This window comes from Cupriavidus necator (assembly GCF_040578825.1).
In the GTDB taxonomy this organism is placed as follows: Bacteria; Pseudomonadota; Gammaproteobacteria; order Burkholderiales; family Burkholderiaceae; genus Cupriavidus; species Cupriavidus necator_E.
On record NZ_JBEFLI010000052.1, the window covers coordinates 33553 to 50949 of the forward strand.

Annotated in this window: 13 protein-coding genes and 1 tRNA gene; 8 read left to right on the top strand and 6 right to left on the bottom strand. The window is 66.0% G+C overall.

What is annotated here, in order from left to right; all coding sequences use genetic code 11:
* Window positions 1-111: 111 nt before the first annotated feature.
* The 4 genes from AB1I47_RS23120 to AB1I47_RS23135 all read left to right on the top strand — a co-directional run bounded on the left by AB1I47_RS23120 (window position 112) and on the right by AB1I47_RS23135 (window position 4106).
* Window positions 112-1083 carry an acetyl-CoA carboxylase carboxyltransferase subunit alpha gene (locus AB1I47_RS23120; RefSeq protein WP_354686047.1) on the top strand — a complete coding sequence of 324 codons (972 nt, stop codon included), beginning with the start codon at window positions 112-114 and terminating at the stop codon, window positions 1081-1083.
* Window positions 1049-2512, top strand: a complete 1464-nt coding sequence (gene tilS, locus AB1I47_RS23125) for a tRNA lysidine(34) synthetase TilS (RefSeq protein WP_354686048.1) — start codon at window positions 1049-1051, stop codon at window positions 2510-2512. The genes AB1I47_RS23120 and tilS overlap by 35 nt, the downstream gene beginning before the upstream one ends.
* Before the next feature lie 120 nt (window positions 2513-2632).
* A complete protein-coding gene (locus AB1I47_RS23130; RefSeq protein ID WP_354686049.1) occupies window positions 2633-3883 on the top strand; it encodes an aspartate kinase in 1251 nt (416 codons plus the stop codon).
* 129 nt (window positions 3884-4012) lie between these two features.
* Window positions 4013-4106: transfer RNA gene (locus tag AB1I47_RS23135), tRNA-Ser, on the top strand.
* Window positions 4107-4359: 253 nt separating this feature from the next.
* On the opposite strand, the gene AB1I47_RS23140 is transcribed toward AB1I47_RS23135, so the two are convergent.
* From AB1I47_RS23140 to AB1I47_RS23165, 6 genes are all read right to left on the bottom strand, one after another.
* On the bottom strand, window positions 4360-5460 hold the full coding sequence (locus AB1I47_RS23140) for a tartrate dehydrogenase (RefSeq protein ID WP_354686059.1): 1101 nt from the start codon (window positions 5458-5460) through the stop codon (window positions 4360-4362).
* Between the two features lie 220 nt (window positions 5461-5680).
* Window positions 5681-7804 (bottom strand): TonB-dependent siderophore receptor, encoded by a 2124-nt coding sequence (locus AB1I47_RS23145; RefSeq protein ID WP_354686050.1) that lies wholly within the window; start codon window positions 7802-7804, stop codon window positions 5681-5683.
* 514 nt (window positions 7805-8318) lie between these two features.
* Entirely contained in the window at window positions 8319-9485 is a 1167-nt protein-coding gene (locus tag AB1I47_RS23150) for an NAD(P)/FAD-dependent oxidoreductase (protein ID WP_354686051.1), read from the bottom strand.
* The gene (locus tag AB1I47_RS23155; protein ID WP_354686052.1) at window positions 9482-10882 is read right to left on the bottom strand and encodes an FAD/NAD(P)-dependent oxidoreductase; all 1401 of its coding nucleotides are present in this window, start codon (window positions 10880-10882) and stop codon (window positions 9482-9484) included. Before AB1I47_RS23155 ends, AB1I47_RS23150 begins: the two co-directional genes overlap by 4 nt.
* Complete coding sequence (locus AB1I47_RS23160; protein WP_354686053.1) at window positions 10879-11253, bottom strand: (2Fe-2S)-binding protein; 375 nt, start codon at window positions 11251-11253, stop codon at window positions 10879-10881. Before AB1I47_RS23160 ends, AB1I47_RS23155 begins: the two co-directional genes overlap by 4 nt.
* A gap of 49 nt (window positions 11254-11302) precedes the next feature.
* Window positions 11303-12706 carry an aspartate aminotransferase family protein gene (locus AB1I47_RS23165; protein ID WP_354686054.1) on the bottom strand — a complete coding sequence of 468 codons (1404 nt, stop codon included), beginning with the start codon at window positions 12704-12706 and terminating at the stop codon, window positions 11303-11305.
* 415 nt (window positions 12707-13121) lie between these two features.
* On the opposite strand from AB1I47_RS23165, the gene AB1I47_RS23170 reads away from it, so the two are divergent.
* The 4 genes from AB1I47_RS23170 to AB1I47_RS23185 form a co-directional block, all read left to right on the top strand.
* Window positions 13122-14645, top strand: a complete 1524-nt coding sequence (locus tag AB1I47_RS23170; RefSeq protein WP_407935889.1) for an aldehyde dehydrogenase family protein — start codon at window positions 13122-13124, stop codon at window positions 14643-14645.
* A 222-nt stretch (window positions 14646-14867) separates the two neighbouring features.
* A complete protein-coding gene (locus AB1I47_RS23175) occupies window positions 14868-15533 on the top strand; it encodes a haloacid dehalogenase type II (protein WP_354686055.1) in 666 nt (221 codons plus the stop codon).
* A gap of 28 nt (window positions 15534-15561) precedes the next feature.
* Window positions 15562-16851, top strand: coding sequence for an NAD(P)/FAD-dependent oxidoreductase (locus AB1I47_RS23180; protein ID WP_354686056.1), 1290 nt, complete (start codon window positions 15562-15564; stop codon window positions 16849-16851).
* A 72-nt stretch (window positions 16852-16923) separates the two neighbouring features.
* Window positions 16924-17397, top strand: a 474-nt coding sequence (locus AB1I47_RS23185; protein ID WP_354686057.1) for an ABC transporter substrate-binding protein, incomplete at its 3' end; no start/stop codon positions are given.

Consider the following 17397-nt stretch of genomic DNA (forward strand, 5'->3'; position numbering starts at 1 on the left):
CACGGCAATAAAAATTAACTTCAGGTGCATTGCAGGCTATCTGGCTGGCGCTAAGATAGCGACCAAATTCCGGTAGAATGCGCCCCTTCACAGACAGGTACGTGTGATTTTATGAAAACCACCTTCCTGGATTTTGAGCAGCCCATTGCCGAACTCGAGGCAAAGATCGAAGAACTGCGCTTTGTGCAGGACGATTCGGCTGTTGATATTTCCGAAGAGATTTCGCGGCTGGCCGGCAAGAGCCAGCAGCTCACCAAAGACATCTACGCCAGCCTGACCCCGTGGCAGGTTGCGCAAATCGCCCGCCACCCCCAGCGTCCCTATACGCTGGACTATGTGCGCGAGATCTTCACCGATTTCCACGAACTGCACGGCGACCGCACCTTTGCCGACGATCTGTCGATCATCGGCGGCCTGGCGCGCTTTAACGGCCAGTCGTGCATGGTGATCGGCCACCAGAAGGGCCGTGACACGAAAGAGCGCGCCATGCGCAATTTCGGCATGCCCAAGCCCGAGGGCTACCGCAAGGCCAAGCGCCTGATGGAGCTGGCGGACAAGTTCGGCCTGCCGATCTTCACCTTTGTCGACACCCCGGGCGCATTCCCCGGCATCGACGCCGAAGAGCGCGGCCAGTCCGAAGCCATCGGCCACAACCTGTATGTGATGGCAGGCCTGCAGGTGCCCCTGATCGCCACCATCATCGGTGAAGGCGGTTCGGGCGGCGCGCTGGCGATCGCCGTGGGCGACGTGGTGCAGATGCTGCAGTTCGCCACCTACGCGGTGATCTCGCCCGAAGGCTGCGCCTCGATCCTGTGGAAAACCGCCGAGAAGGCCCCGGAAGCCGCCGAGGCGCTGGGCCTGACCGCGCACCGCCTGAAGGCGCTGGGCCTGATCGACAAGATCGTCAGCGAGCCGCTGGGCGGCGCGCACCGCGACCACAAGGCCATGGCGGCGCTGCTCAAGCGCTCGCTGGCCGAGTCGCTGCGCCAGTTCCAGGGCATGAGCGTGAAGGAGCTGCAGGCTCGCCGCTACGAACGCCTGCTCGCCTATGGCAAGTTCAAGGAAACCGGCGTCCAGGACTGACCCCTCCGCCCGGCTGACCGACAAGGTCGCACAGGCCATGCAGGCCGGTGCGGCCTTTGTTGTTTCTGGCGATGGCGCGCGGGCGGGCGAGGGCGCGCTGACGGTGGCGGTGGCGCTGTCGGGCGGGCGCGATTCGGTCGCGCTGCTGCATGCCGCCTGCGCCGCCGCGGCGGGTTGGGGCACGGCGGCGCGCGTGGTGGCGCTGCATGTCCATCATGGGCTGCAGGCCGCCGCCGATGACTGGGACCGCTTCTGCGCCGGGTTGTGTGCGCAGTGGCAGGTCGGCTACTTCGTGCGGCGCGTGTTGGTGCAGCCAGAGGCGGGCGAGGGGGTCGAGGCGGCCGCGCGCCGCGCGCGCTACGCCGCGCTCTCGGCGATGTGTGCCGACAGCGGCGCGCGCCTGCTGCTGTTCGCGCATCACCAGGACGACCAGGTGGAGACGGTGCTGCTGCGGCTGTTCCGCGGCGCCGGCGTCGCGGGCATGGCGGGGATGCCGGCGATGCGCCCGCTCGACGAACACAGCGGCGTCATGCTGCTGCGCCCCTGGCTCGACGTCGCGCGCGACGAGATCGATGCCTATTGCGCGGCGAATGCGCTGCAATGGATCGAAGATCCTTCCAATACCGATGCCCGCTACGCGCGCAATGCCTTGCGCGCGCACATGCCGGCGCTGGTGTCGGCCTTTCCGGCGCTGCGCGCCAATGTGGTCCAGGCCGCGGCGCATTTCGCGCAGGCCAGCCAGTTGATCGACCAGCTCGCCGCCACGGCGCTGTCGCAACTGGCGCGGGCCGGCCGTGACAGCGACACGCTTTCGGAGCTGGACCTGACCGGCCTGCGCGCACTGTCGGCGGCCCACGCCGACGCCGTATTGCGCCTGTGGTTGCGCGATCTCGGCGTGCGCGCACCGTCCGGCGCGCGGCTGGCGGCGATGCGCGAACAACTGGTCACGCACGCCGGCGGCGAACCGGCGATTCCGCACGACGGGCTGGTGTTGCGCCGCTTCCGCGACCGCGTGCTGGCCTGCACGCCGCCGCCCGCAGTGGCGCCCGCGCCCGTGATGCTGGACTGGCGCGGCGAGGCGCGCATCGTGGTGCCGGCGTGGCGCGGCGAGTTGCGCTTTTTCCGCGACGACACCTTCGGCGTGCCCGAAGCGGTGCTGCGCCAGCCCTTGCGGCTGGCCGCCCGTGCCGGTGGCGAGCGCATCGTGCTGCGCCCCGGCGGGCCCGCGCGCGCGCTCAAGCAGGCCTGCCAGGAGGCCGGCATCCCGGCGTGGCGCCGGGCCTGGCTGCCGCTGCTGTGGGCGGGCGACACGCTGGTGCTGGCCGCCGGCCTCGGCATGCACCGGCGCTGGCCGGCCGACTCCGCCGCGCCGCGCTGGCGCGTGGAGTGGCTGCCGCAGCCGCCCGTTGTGCACGCGGCGCCGCGCTGAATCCCGGCGTACGCCGAAGCCGTCACATCGATTTAGCCCCCGCAACCCCGCGCCGCCTTGCCTGCCAGGGCTTGTTCGTGTATTTTCAAGGGCTTTGCAATCGCTGGCGTCGACAAGAAGATGGCTCTCATCGTTCACAAATACGGCGGCACTTCGATGGGTTCCACGGAACGCATCAAGAATGTCGCCAAGCGCGTGGCCAAGTGGCACCGCGCCGGTCACCGCGTAGTCGTGGTGCCTTCGGCCATGTCGGGCGAGACCAATCGCCTGCTGGGACTCGCCAAGGAAATTTCGCCGCAGCCGAATCCGCGTGAACTGGACATGCTCGCCTCCACCGGCGAACAGGCCAGCGTGGCACTGCTGGCGATCGCGCTGCATGGCGAGAACATCGACGCGGTGAGCTACACCGGCTGGCAAGTGCCGGTGAAGACCGATTCGTCATACACCAAGGCCCGTATCGAATCGATCGACGACGAGCGCATCCTGGGTGACCTCGAAGCCGGCCGCGTGGTCGTGATCACCGGCTTCCAGGGCATCGACGACGACGGCAATATCACCACGCTCGGCCGCGGTGGCTCAGACACCTCGGCCGTGGCCATCGCCGCCGCGATCGAAGCCGACGAGTGCCTGATCTACACCGACGTCGACGGCGTATATACCACCGACCCGCGCGTGGTGGAAGACGCCCGCCGCCTGGACCAGATCACCTTCGAAGAAATGCTGGAAATGGCCAGCCTCGGCTCCAAGGTGCTGCAGATCCGCTCCGTGGAGTTCGCCGGCAAGTACCGCGTGAAGACCCGCGTGCTGTCGTCGCTGACCGACCCGCTTATGCCGCTCGAGCAGGAAATGCATTCGGGCACGCTGATTACTTTTGAGGAAGAGTCTGAAATGGAAGCAGCCGTCATCTCCGGCATCGCCTTTGCCCGTGACGAGGCGAAGATCACCGTTCTGGGCGTGCCGGACAAGCCGGGCATCGCCTACCAGATCCTGGGCCCGATCGCCGACGCCAATATCGACGTCGACATGATCATCCAGAACCAGTCCGTCGACGGCAAGACCGACTTCACCTTCACCGTGCCGCGCGGCGACTACCAGCGCGCACTGGCCATCCTGAACGACGGCGTCAAGACCCATATCGGCGCCGGCAGCGTGTCGGGCGACCCGAAGGTGTCCAAGGTATCGGTGGTCGGCGTCGGCATGCGCTCGCACGTCGGCATCGCCAGCAAGATGTTCCGCACGCTGTCGGAAGAGGGCATCAACATCCAGATGATCTCCACCTCGGAAATCAAGATCTCGGTGCTGATCGACGAGAAGTACATGGAACTGGCCGTGCGCGCGCTGCACAAGGCATTCGAACTGGAACAGGCGTGATCCGTTCGTGAACACTTCTGGCGGCGCAGCAGATTTTGTGTTGTGTCATCGATTTTTCGTTGACCAACCCGCGCGACGCCGCTAGAATACGCGCTTCGTTGTGTGGCTCCCTCACACAACGCAAGTTTGGGAGACGTGGCCGAGAGGTCGAAGGCACTCCCCTGCTAAGGGAGCATCCGGGCCAAAACCTGGATCGAGGGTTCGAATCCCTCCGTCTCCGCCAGCAATGGCGGCGAACCCCGGAAGATCGCGGTCTTCCGGGGTTTTGTTTTTTGTGCGTCGGGATTTGTGCAGAGCCACCTGAGTCTGCACGTGGACTAGTAGCGAATCCGCTCGTCATCCGTCTTGCACGACGGCGGCAGCGGGAGCGGTTCCGTCAGGGGTGGCCGGCAGCAGAGGCGGAACACGAGGTGTATGACGGTGGAGACGATCGCGGTTACATCGACTTTCCACCGTATACGGCGCCCTGATCCGTCTCAGGAACCAGAAGGCTTTTCCACTTCTGCAGCGATCGCCATGCCCAGTTCCGTTGTCGAGGCGGTGCCGCCGAGGTCGGCGGTGCGCGGGCCGTGAATCAGCACATGCTCGATGGCGGCAAGAATGGCATCGTGCGCCTTGCGCCCTGCATCGCCATCGGTGTCGAGGAAGTCGAGCATCATGGCGCCTGACCAGATCATGCCGATGGGGTTTGCCAGATTCTTCCCATAGATGTCGGGCGCGGAGCCATGCACCGGCTCAAACAGCGACGGGAACTTGCGCTCGGGATTCAGGTTGGCGGAAGGCGCCAGTCCGAGCGTTCCGGTGCAGGCGGGGCCGAGGTCGGACAGGATATCGCCGAACAGATTGGATGCCACCACCACGTCAAAACGCTGGGGTTGCAGTACGAAGCGGGCACACAGGATGTCGATGTGCTGCTTGTCCCAACTGACGTCCGGATAGTGCTCGGCCATGGCGGCCGCCCTGTCGTCCCACCACGGCATGCTGATGGCGATGCCGTTGCTCTTGGTGGCAACGGTGACGTGCTTGCGTTGTCGTTGCTGCGCCAGATCGAACGCGAAACGCAACGCGCGATCCGTCCCGAGTCGCGAAAAGATGGATTGCTGCATTACCACTTCGCGTTCCGTGCCTTCGTACATCACGCCACCGACTGACGAATACTCGCCTTCGGTGTTTTCGCGCACGATGATCGCGTCGATATCGCCCGGCTTGCGCCCGGCAAGCGGGCAGGGCACGCCTTCGAACAAGCGGGCGGGGCGCAGGTTGATGTACTGGTCGAACTCGCGGCGGAATTTCAGCAGCGACCCCCATAGCGAGACATGATCCGGCACGGTATCCGGCCAGCCGACTGCGCCGAAATAGATGGCATCCATGCCGGCAAGCTGTGTCTTCCAGTCGTCCGGCATCATCTTTCCGGTGGCGGCGTAGTAGTCACAGCTTGCCCACTGGATATGGGTGAAGTTCAGGCGGATACCAAAGCGGCTGGCGGCGGCCTCCAGCACGCGCAAGCCTTCTGGCATGACTTCCTTGCCGATGCCATCACCTGGGATAACGGCGATGTTGAAAGTCCTGGTCTTCATGGCGATCTCTCCTGAAAAATAACGCGACGCCGCCTTGGTCGGTACCAGGGCCACGACTAATGTTGGCCCATTTTAGACGCCGGTTCTCAGGGGGAGCTTGCGTAACGCGGCAGGAAAGCAGAAGGAAATCTTTTATTCAGGCTCACATTCGGCACGCTGTGCGCTGGCGTGCCTGCATGCTGGCACCGCGCCATCCTGTGCCGATGGCATCGGTCCGAACTCAGAACTGATATCGCAGTCCGGCAACAAATTGCCGGCCCAGCCCCGGAATTACCGCCAGGTTGCCCCACGACGCCGGATAGTAGTTCTTGTTGAACACGTTATGGACGTCCATGAAGACGCGCGTGCGGCGATCGATCTGCCAGTAAGTGATCAGCTTCACGGTGGCGTAGGCGGGCAGTGAATACGTATCGGTGGCGTTGCCCGAGCGCGAGCCCACATAAACGATACCCGTGCCGACGCCATACCGTCCGCCGCCCCAGGGCATGGCATCTTCCCGGATCGCCAGCAGGCTTGCGCTGACCTTGGGGATATTGGTCAGGCGGGTGCCGGGCGCAATGGCGTTGTCCTCGGTGACCTTGGCGTTGACCAGCGCGAAGCTGGTGCTGATGCGCCAATGCTGATCGAGCTGCCCGAATGCGTCCACCTCCAGCCCGCGGCTGGTGGCTTCGCCGGCGGCGATATTGAAGTTGGCGTTGGTGGGGCTGCGCGTCAGCACGTTCTTCTTGCGGATATCGAACACCGCAAGCGTCGCTCCCAGCCGCGCGTCGCTGGACTGCCACTTCAGGCCCGCCTCGACGGCGCGTCCGTGCTGCGGATCGAACGCATTGCCGGCCTCGTCCACGCCGCTGTTGGGGCGGAATGACTTGCCAAGGGACACATAGGCCGAGAGCTGCGCGGTCGGCAGCCACGTCAGCCCCACTCTGGGCGAAACGGCTGTCTGGCTCTGGCTGGTCGACCTCCCGGTGAGGAGGTTATCGACCGACTGGTGGTAGTTGTCGAACCGGACGCCGGCCAGCAGCTTCCATCGCTCTCCCAGCGAAACTTCATCCTGAAGATAGGCGCCAACGTTACGCTGGTTTTCGCGCGTCGAGATGTTTGGCAATACCGGCGGTTTCGCTTGCCCGTAGACCGGTTCGTAGATATCGATGGCATACGGATTCGTCGCCAGGCTCGAATAGGCGATATCCATCCCCATGAACAGGCGCGACGCTTCGATGCCAACGAGCATGCGGTGCGCCAGGCCACCCGTATGGAAATTCCCTTCGATCTCTGCGTTGGCGGAGGTGTCGCGCGACGGCAAGGTGCGCCAGCTGTTGCGGCGCGTTAATGTGCGGCCGTCCGCCAGCACGCTGCCAAATTCAGCGGCGTATCCTTCGAAACCGGATTCCTTGTAACTCACGCCCAGCCGGGTGCGCCAGCCGGTGGTGAGTTCGCGGTCGAGCGTCAACTGGTGCGTATCGCTGGAAAGATGAAGATTGGGGTCACTGGGTTCTTGCAGGAAACGGTCCCTGGGAAGGGTGAGCTTTCCGTTGACGTTGACGATGCCCCGGTCCAGCGGCGTGCGCACGCGCATGAATTCGCCTTCGTACTGCAGCAGCGTCTGGCTATCGATCGCCCAGGCCAGCGCCGGCGCAACCAGGTACTTGTGGCTGTCGATCAGCGAACTGCGGCTGGCGCTGTCCTCCGCCATGACATTGAGGCGATATGCCACCTTGTCGTGGATCGGGCCGGTGGTGTCGACCGTGGCGCGTGCGAAGCCAAGCGTGCCGGCACTGACCTCCGCCGTCGTGGCGCGCGTGAACTTTGGTTTCTTCGTGACGATATTGATGGTGCCGCCGGGTTCGCTGCTACCGTACAGCGCTGCCGCGGGGCCCTTAAGGAATTCGAAGCGCTCGACCGTTGCGGCGTCCCGCATCGGGTTGTATCCGCGCGATCCGGGAAAGCCGTTCACCAGGTAACCCATATCCGTGCTGCTGAAGCCGCGGATGGCGTAGTTGTCCCAGGTCCCGCCAAAGTCATTGAGGCGGGCAATGCCGCTGACATAGTCGACGGTGTCGGCAAGCCGCGTTGCGCCCAGGTCGTCAATCAGCTCCGATGTGACCACGCGCACTGACTGCGGCACTTCACGCAGCGGCGTATCGGTCCGGGTGGCGCCGCTGGCCTCGGTCGGAACATAGCCATGACCGCCGGCACTGGCGCTGACGCGAACCTCGGGCAGTCCGGCCGCTGCCGCCAGTTCTTGCGCTTCGGCAAGCGCGGCATCGGACAGGGGGAACAGGATCAGGCTGGCGTGGCAGGCATGGCGGACCAGGCGCCGGGCGGGGTAGGGAAATACTGACATGAAGGGGGAAAACAACGTGAAGGCAAGAGCGGCAACAATGTATTGCGTAGATGAGAGGGATTCTCATTAACATATTTTTTGGCGGGGAATTGCCTGACGCGGGGGGTTGCATGCTAGGCAAGGCAAAGCCGACAAAAAGTCGCTACGACAGATACGCGAACTGCGAACGCTCGAGCCTTTCAAGTCGGCCCAACAAGCTGTTCGTACGCTGCGGCAAAACACAATTCACTGCCGTGCGGTGCGCTGCAGTTGGGCGGCGATGTTTGCTCCCCTCTCCCATTTATGGGTCATTTATGGGAGAGAGGCGGGGGAGAGCGCGGGCATCTCCTCGAAGTGAGGCGCCGCGATGCGTGATTTGGTCAGTGCCACCAAAAAATCAAAGACGACCGTCATTCCCGCGAAAGCGGGACAATGCACGATAGTGCATTGGACGTCCGCAGGACGGCCCGCAGGGTGAGCGTAGCGAGCAACTCGCGCATCGCACACCCGCGTCATCTCGATCAAGCCACGCCGATCAGCTCGTTTCCTGCAGCACCTGCGCACGGGCAAAGCGCCCGATGGCATAAGGCTCCAGCGGAGTCGAGGTACGGCCCGTGGCAATCAATTCAGCCATGGTTTCGCCCACACCGGGGCTGATCGCAAAGCCCTCGCCATTGAAGCCGAAGGCATAGTACAGGCCCGGCACCGTGGCGCTGGGGCCCATCACTGGCTGCCAGTCAGAGGTATAGCCTTCGATGCCGCTCCACACGCGAATCAGCTGCACATGCTCGAAAGCCGGTACCAACCGGCGCAACTCGCGCAACTGGCGCAGCACGTTGTCGGGCTTCACGTAGGCGCGAATGCGGTCGGTGTACGCCGGCCCCTTGAGGCCGCCACCGAAGACAATGTTGCCGCGTGAGATCTGGCGGAAGTACAGGCTCTCATGCTCGATCGGCGTCGAAACGCCGATGGAAGGGCCGATGGCATAGGGCAGCGGCTCGGTCACGCCCATCTGCGGCCCGCGCGCCTCCATCGGTACGGCCTCGCCAAACTGCTCAGCCATGCGGTTGGACCAGGCGCCGCACGCCACCAGCATCTGCGGAGCACGAAAGCGGCGGCCATCGGCGGTGTAGGCAACGAAGCCATTGGGGTCGCGCTCCACCTGCATCACTTCGGCATGCTCGACGATCTGTGCCCCGGCGCGCCGCGCGGCGCGCGCGAAGGCCGGGCCGGCCAGGCGCGGGTTGGCATGGCCGTCCTGCGGCGAATACGAACCGGCTACCACGCCGGGCGCAAAGATGCCCCAGCGCCGGCGCAACTGCTCGGCGCTGAAGAGCTGCAGGTCCAGCCCGAGCGGCTTCACGTCGTGGGCGTGTTGCTCGAGCACGGCGGCCTGCTGTTCGGTGTAGCACACGCGCAGGTGGCCGTACGGGACAAACTCGAGGTCTTCGCCCAGCAACTCCTTGACGCGACCCCAGACGGCACGCGCGCGGTTGGCCAGCGGCATCTGGTGCAACGCGCGTCCCTGGCGGCGCACATTGCCGAAGTTGGTGCCGCTGGCCTGGCGCCCGACCAGCTCGCGTTCCAGCAGCACGACCGAGAGGCCCTGCTGGCGCAGGAAGAAGGCGGTGGTGGTGCCCATCAGGCCACCGCCGAGGATCAGCACATCGGCGTCGTGTGTCTTGGTTGCCGTGTTGCTCATGCCTTCACCTCGCGTGTATTCATCATCAGGGGCTTGACCGGTGCCTGCGAGCGCAAGCGACCGACTTGTTCGACCGGAATGCCGCAGGTTTGCGCCACGATCTCGGCCGCGGCATGGCCGCAGAAGCGGCCCTGGCAGCGGCCCATGCCGATGCGGCTGAAGGCCTTGGCGCGATTGACTTCCTGGCTGTCCAGCTCAGTCACGCAGCGGCGCAGCTCGCCCACCGTCACGGCCTCGCAGCGGCAGACCACCGCGGTATCGGGCAGTGAGGCCGCCTGCGCATGCGGCCACGGAAAGGCGCGTGCCAGCCCCAGGCGGAAGCGGTCCATCTGGTCGAGCGTGCGGCGCAGCGCTGCCGATTCGGTGGCGTACTGCGTGCGGCCGCGCTCATGCCCCAGGTCGGCCAGCGCCGCCAGCGCCGCGAGCCGGCCCGCGGCCTCTGCGCCATCGGCGCCGAGGATGCGTGTGCCATCGCCGGCCAGGTAGACGCCGCGCGTGCTGCTGCGGCCGTCCTGATCGATGCGCGGCAGCCATTGGCGGCTCACAGGTTCGAAGGCGAACTCGCAGCGCGCGAGGTCGGCCAACTGTGTCTCGGCGCGCAGGTGCCAGCCCAGTCCCACGGCGTCGCACGCAAAGCGCTGCTCGCGCCCGCGCGCATCGCGCACGGTCACGCCCTGCACGCCAAGGCGGTCATCGCCATCGATTGCCAGCGGGGTCACGCCCTGCAGCACCGGTACGCCGGCAGACTTGAGGCCGCGGATCAGTCCGAGCCCGCGCAGCGCCAGGCGCGGGCGCGCCAGCAGGCCGGCAATGGCGCCCCAGGACTTGTTGGCGGGAGACGTGTCGAGGACCGCCGCCACGCGCGCACCGGCCTGCACGTACTGCGAGGCCACGAGGTAAAGCAGCGGCCCGCTGCCGAGGAAGACCACCTGCGTGCCGATGGCGCAGGCCTGCGCCTTCAGCGCGATCTGCGAAGCGCCCAGGCTGTAGCAGCCGGCGCGGTGCCAGCCGGGCACCGGCATGAGCCGGTCGGTGGCGCCGGAGCACACCACCAGTGCATCGAAGGGCAGCGTCTGCGGCTCGTCGCCGCACACGACGTGCAGCTCGCCCTCCGTCAGGTTCCACGCCAGCGTGTCAGGCCGGTAGTCGATCTGCGCGCGCAGTGCGTCGAAATCGCGGTGCAGCGCCTGGGCCTTGTCGGCCTCGGTGCCATAGAGCTTGGCGTAGGAGCGTTTGAAGCCTTCGGGTTGGCGCCGGTAGATCTGGCCGCCGTCGCGCCGGCCTTCATCGACCACGGTAGGGCGCAGCCCTGCCTGCACCAGTGCCTGGGCCGCGCGTACGCCGGCGGGGCCGGTGCCGACCACGACGATGCGGGGCAATGCCGACGGCGCGCTCATGCGGCGGCTCCCGGCGCGTGGCGCGCGAGCGATTCCTGCAGGTCCGGCGTCGGGGGCCAGTGGTGCGCGGGCGGTCGGGTCAGCACTTCCATGCCGGCCTCGGCAGGTGTGGAACAGGCGCGCAGGCGCTCGCCCGCGGGCGTCCATACCCAGCAGTCCTGGCAGGCGCCCATCAGGCAGAAACCCGCGCGCGGGCCGTCGCCGAACTCACTGTCGCGCACGCGCCGGCCATTCAGCAGCAGTGCGACCAGCAGGGTGTCGCCCGCCATTGCGGTGGCACTGTGGCCATCGATCCGCAGCGTGATGGTGGGGCGGTTGGATTCCGCCAGCCGCATGAAGCGCGCAGGCAGTGGGGGAGCGTTGTCGGGCATGGGCGGCGGCTCAACGATGATCTGGAAACAGGGTCTGACGGCGGCAATCTCAGCTCGCAAGCGCGGCACGCACTTCCGGCAGGGCAAGCACGTCGTCGAGCGTCTTCTTCACGCGCGCGAACATCAGCGCGAATTCGTCTTCGGTGTACGTCAGCGCCGGCGCAAAGCCGAGGACATTGTCGCCGAAGGCGCGGAACACGATGCCGTTGCGGTAGGCGGTCGCGGCAATGCGATCGGGCAGGCCCAGCGCTGCGTCGAAGCCGCGCTTGCTGGCCTTGTCGCTGACCAGTTCCAGCGCGCCCAGCAGGCCGCGATGGCGCGAATCGCCCACCAGCGGATGGCTGCGCAGCGCATCCAGGCCGGCGGCGAAGGTGGCCGCGCCACGCTGGCCGTTGGCCTGGATGCCCCCTTCCTCATACAGCCGCAGGACTTCCAGCGCGACTGCCGCACTGACGGGGTGAGCCGAATACGTGGCGCCATGGCCGATGGGCGTTGCGCCAGGTGCGCCGTCGGCGATGCCGGCATAGATCTGGTCGGAGATCAGCGTCGCGCCCATGGGGACGTAGCCGGCGGTGAGGCCCTTGGCCAGCGTCATGATGTCCGGCGCGACTTCCTCGGCATCGCAGGCAAACATGGGGCCGGTGCGGCCGAAGCCGGTGATGACCTCGTCGACGACAAACAGAATGTCCAGCTCGCGCGCGGCGTCGCGCATCGCCCTGAGCCAGCCCTTGGGCGGCACGATCACCCCGCCCGAGCCCTGGATCGGTTCGCAGAAGAAGGCGGCCACATTGTCGGCGCCGAGCTCGGCGACTTTCGCGCGCAATGCCGCCACCGAGGCGGCGATGATGCCTTGCGCATCGTCCGGATCGGCGGCCCGGTAGGGATTGGGCGAGGGGATGTAGTGCTGGGTCGGCAGCGGCAGGTCAAAGCCGCGGTGGAAGGCGGGCAAGGCAGTGAGGCCGGCGCCAGTCGACGACGAGCCGTGGTAGCCGCGCTCCAGCGAGATAAAGTGCTTCTTCGACGGGCGTCCGGTGGCGTTGAAGTACTGCGCGATAAAACGCACCGCCGTATCGACCGCCTCGGAGCCGCCAAGCGTGAGATAGACGTGGTTCAGCGAGTGGGGCGTGATCTGCACCAGCTTGTCGGCCAGGCGAATCGCCGGCTCGCTGCTGAAATGGAAGTAGCCGGTGGCATAGGGCAGGCGGCGCATCTGTTCCGCGGCCGCCTGCACCACGCTTTCCTGGCCGTAGCCGACGTTGACGCACCACAGCCCGGCGAAGGCATCGAGCACTTCGTGGCCGTTGGCGTCGGTCAGCCATGCGCCGCGGCCCGACGACAGAACCGTGGGGCCGCGCTGCTCGTGCAGGCGCCAGGGCGACACAGGGTGGATCAGGTGTGCGCGATCGGCGGCGTCAAGCGCGGCGAGCTGGGGCAGGTCAGTGAGTTGGGTCATGGCAGAGTCCGTTCAGTTCATTCATGTGCGCAGCACAACAGGCTGGCCTTTGCCTGAAGATTACGGCAGGGGGCACATAACGTGGTGCTGCATTGAGGGGGTCGAACGAAGCAGGCTGCTGTTATGCGCACTGTGGCAGCAGATTGTTTGGTCGGAGGCGTTCTGCAGCTGGCACGCGGCAGGTCAAAGCGATCCGGCCATTGGGCTGGCCTGCATGCGTAGTACATGGCGAAGTCGCTGTGATGATCGACCCCGACCTTGTCCCGGACAATATCGCCGCGTGGAGCCAGAGCGCCTTCGGGTTTATCCGGGTGATGCAAGAATCGTCCGCGCAAGGTAGCACTTTCGCAATTCGATGCGGTAGCGCGGTCCGTAACGGAGACAAATGCTGAGGCTTCTTGTCTAGCATGGAGGCATGAATCCACTATTGGTGCCGACCAGCGGTGCTCGTCCTTCCGTGCAAATATTCGACCCTCAGACTGTCTCCGTTGCCTCGGGCCATTTCATTGGCGGACGGCTCGTGCCTGATGCCGGCCGCATCCCCGTGCGGCGCGCCTCCGATAACCAGGTGCATGCCGAGCTGCCGCTGGCAGACGCCGCCGCCGTGGATGCGGCGGTGCAGGACGCGTGGAAAGCGTGGCGTACCAGTGACTGGGCGCGTCGTGCCCCGCGCGAGCGAGCGCGCGTGCTGCGCCGCTGGGCCGACCTGATCGAAGCCGATGTGCAGGGTCTCGCACCACTCGAAGCCGTGTGCTCCACCCGGCCGGTGCGCGATGCCTCGGCCTGGGATGTCCCGTTCACCGCGGAGGGACTGCGATTCTTCGCCGAATATGCCGACAAAGTCGGGGGGGAGGTGGCGGCTACACGGCATGACCACCTTGGCATGGTAGTGGCTGAGCCGTACGGCGTGGTGGGGGCGATCACCCCATGGAATTTCCCGCTGGTGATGGTGTCGTGGAAGGTGGGCGCGGCGCTTGCGGCCGGCAACGCGGTGGTGCTCAAGCCTTCGGAGCTGACGCCCTTCTCCGCGGTGCGTCTGGCCGAACTGGCCATCGAAGCGGGCGTGCCGCCGGGCTTGTTCAATGTGGTCCAGGGCGACGGGCGGACCACGGGCGATGCGCTCACGCGCCATCCCCTTGTCTCGAAAATGACCTTCACGGGTTCGACGCAAACGGGAGCGGCGATCATGGCCACTTGCGCCTTGCAAGGCCCCAAGCCTGTCACGCTGGAGCTGGGTGGAAAGAGCCCGCAACTGGTATTCGACGATGCGCCGGACCTCGACAGGCTCGCCGGCATCATTGCCGGCGCCATTACTGGCAATGCCGGTCAGGTATGCGTCGCGGGCTCGCGCCTGATTGTTCAGCGCGGCGTCGCCGAGCAGCTGGTCGATCGCATTGCTGCGCGTTTTGCCGCGCTTCGGCCTGGTGCGACATGGGATAACGCAGCGACGCTGCCGCCGATTATTTCGGCGGCGCAGGCGGCGCGCATCCTCGACATCGTCGAGCGCGCGCGCGGTCCGGGCGTGCGGGTTCGCAGCGGCGGCGAATTGTTCGACGGTGGCCCGGGCGGGGCGTACTTCCAGCCCACGCTGATCGAGGGAGTGCGCGCCGACAACCCTGCCGTGCAGGAGGAAATTTTCGGTCCGGTGCTCACGGTGCAAACCTTCGACGACGAAGAAGAGGGCCTGGCGCTGGCCGCGCACGAGCATTACGGCCTGGCCGCCGGCGTACACACCGCCGATATCGGAAAAGCGCTGCGCGCCATGCGCGGCATTTCCGCCGGCACGGTATGGGTCAACCGCTACGGACGCAGCGCGGATTTCGTGATTCCCACCGGCGGCTACCACCAGTCCGGCATCGGCAAGGATCTGGGGCGGCAGGCCGTAGAGGCGAATCTGCGCTTCAAAAGCGTGCTGATCGATTTTGCTGCAGCGCATTAGCGGTGCGTAAGGACTTGCCCGCGCACCCCCGCGGTGCTGACCGCATGACATGCCGCAAGACCCCTGACAAACCGCAGTTTCACCGCGTGCCACGCCCATATTTCCGTACAAACGCGGTTCGGCCGCGTGCTTAAATCCCTTCGAAATCATTCTGTCGCCTGCGCCGGACCATGCGCGGCTCCACCCCGGTCGACGACCGGTAAATCCTGAGGATCAGAGACCATGACCTTCCGTCCCAAGTATGTGACCTTCGACTGCTACGGCACGCTGACGCGTTTCCGCATGGCCGAGATGACGCGCGAACTGTTCGCCGACCGCATTCCTGCCGAGCAGATGGAGCAGTTCATCGCCGACTTCAGCGCCTACCGCTTTGACGAGGTACTGGGTGACTGGCAGCCCTACGAAGTGGTGCTGAAGAACGCCGTGCGCCGCCTGTGCAAGAAATGGAAGATCCAGTACTTCGACACCGATGGCCAGCAATACTATGACGCCGTGCCGACGTGGGGCCCGCATGAGGATGTGCCCGCCGGCCTCGCCAAGGTGGCCAAGGAGATTCCGCTGGTGATCCTCTCGAACGCGGCCGACGCCCAGATCCAGAAGAATGTGGCCATGCTCGGCGCGCCGTTCCATCGTGTCTACACTGCGCAGCAGGCCCAGGCCTACAAGCCGCGCCTGAAGGCCTTCGAGTACATGCTCGACTCGCTGGGCTGCAATCCCGAAGATGTGCTGCACGTGTCGTCGAGCCTGCGCTACGACCTGATGTCCGCGGACGACATCGGCATCGTCAACAAGGTCTTCGTGAACCGCGGCCACGGCCCCGGCAACGCGGCGTACCGCTACACCGAGATCCAGGACATCGGTGGCCTGCCCGGCGTCGTCGGCCTTTGAATCGAGCCTGCACAGTTCCGTCCCCACCATGAAGCTTGATTCCTACTGGAACGATTCAGTACCAACACTGGCACTGGACGCGCACGACCTGCCGCCACAGGTCGATGTGGCCATTGTCGGCGGCGGCTTCACCGGGTTGTCGGCGGCGCTGGCGCTGGCCCGGCGCGGGGCCAGCGTGGTGGTGCTGGAGGCCGGGGCCACCGTGGCGCCCGAGGCCTCGGGGCGAAATGGCGGCCATGTGAACAACGGGCTCGCGGTGGACTACGCGGAACTGGCCACCAAGGTGGGCGTGGCGCGCGCCCGCGGCTGGTACCACGCCTATGACGACGCGGTCGATACCGTCGAGCGCATCGTGCGCGACGAGGCCATTGCCTGCGACTTCCAGCGCAACGGCAAGCTCAAGCTCGCCACCCGGGCTCACCAGATGGAGGTGCTGCGGCGCAGCGCCGAACGCCTGGTGGCCGACGGCGTGGACACCGACGTGGAGATTCTCGACGCCGACCGCGTGCGTGCCGAGGTGCAGAGCGAGCGCTTCCAGGGCGGCCTGCTGTACAAGCGCAGCGGCCAGATGCATATGGGCCGCTTCGCGCAAGGACTGGCCCTGGCCGCACAGCGCCACGGCGCACAGATCCACACTGGCACCTGCGTGAACCGCATCGAGCGTGTGCAAGGCCAGGTGCACCGCCTGCACACCGCGCGCGGCACGGTGCTGGCGCGGCAGGTGCTGCTCGCCACCGGAGCTTCGCGCCACGGTGGCTACGGCACCTTCGGCTGGCTGCGCCGGCGCATCGTGCCGATCGGCAGCTTTATCGTGACCACGGAACCGCTGGGCGCCGAACGCGCCAGGGCACTGCTGGCCAAACGCCGCACCTATGTCACGGTGGCGAACATTCACCATTACTTCCGCCTGACGCCCGACCACCGGCTGGTGTTCGGCGGCAGGGCGCGCTTTGCCATCTCCAGCCCGCAGCAGGATGCTGCCAGCGGCGAGATCCTGCGCGCCGGCCTGGCGGAGATCTTCCCGCAGCTCGGACAGGTCAGGCTCGACTATTGCTGGGGCGGACTGGTCGACATGACGCAGGACCGCCTGCCGCATGCAGGCGAGCGCGATGGCCTGTTCTATTCGATGGGCTATAGCGGCCACGGCACGCAGATGTCGGTACACATGGGCGAGTGCATGGCCGCGGTGATGGCTGGCGACCCGGCAGCCAATCCGTGGCGCGAGCGCGACTGGCCCGCCATTCCCGGACATTTCGGCCCACCGTGGTTCCTGCCGGCGGTGGGCTTGTACTACCAGCTCAAGGACCGGCTTGCCTGAGCTTTGCGACACCTGCTGTATTTCGCCGCGCCCCCCCTTGTTTCTCTCTTAGATTAATCACGGAGCACAATCATGAACGAAAGCGGTAAGGAGTTCGAGAACATTGTCGGCCCCGGCGAAAGCCTTCGTATGATGGACCTGCTCAAGCGGGGCGCGACGCGGCGTGACGTGCTGGCGATGCTGCTGGCGGGCGGCATGCAGGCCACGCTGGCTGGCGGCCTGGCCGGCGTGGCCGTCAAGGCCCATGCAGAGACGCCGAAGCGTGGCGGCCGTATCCGCGTGGCTGTCGCCACGGCAGCCGCCTCGGATACGCTCGATCCGGCGAAGCAGTCGAACCAGAACGACTACGTGCGCTGCAATATGGTCTACAACGGGCTGACTACGCTCGATGCCACCCTGACGCCGCGGCCGGCGCTGGCCGAGTCGTTCAATACCACCGATGCCAAGAGCTGGGTCTTCACGCTGCGCAAGGGCGTGGCCTTCCACGACGGCAAGGCGTTGTCCCCGGCTGACGTGGTGTACTCGATCATGCGCCACAAGGACCCG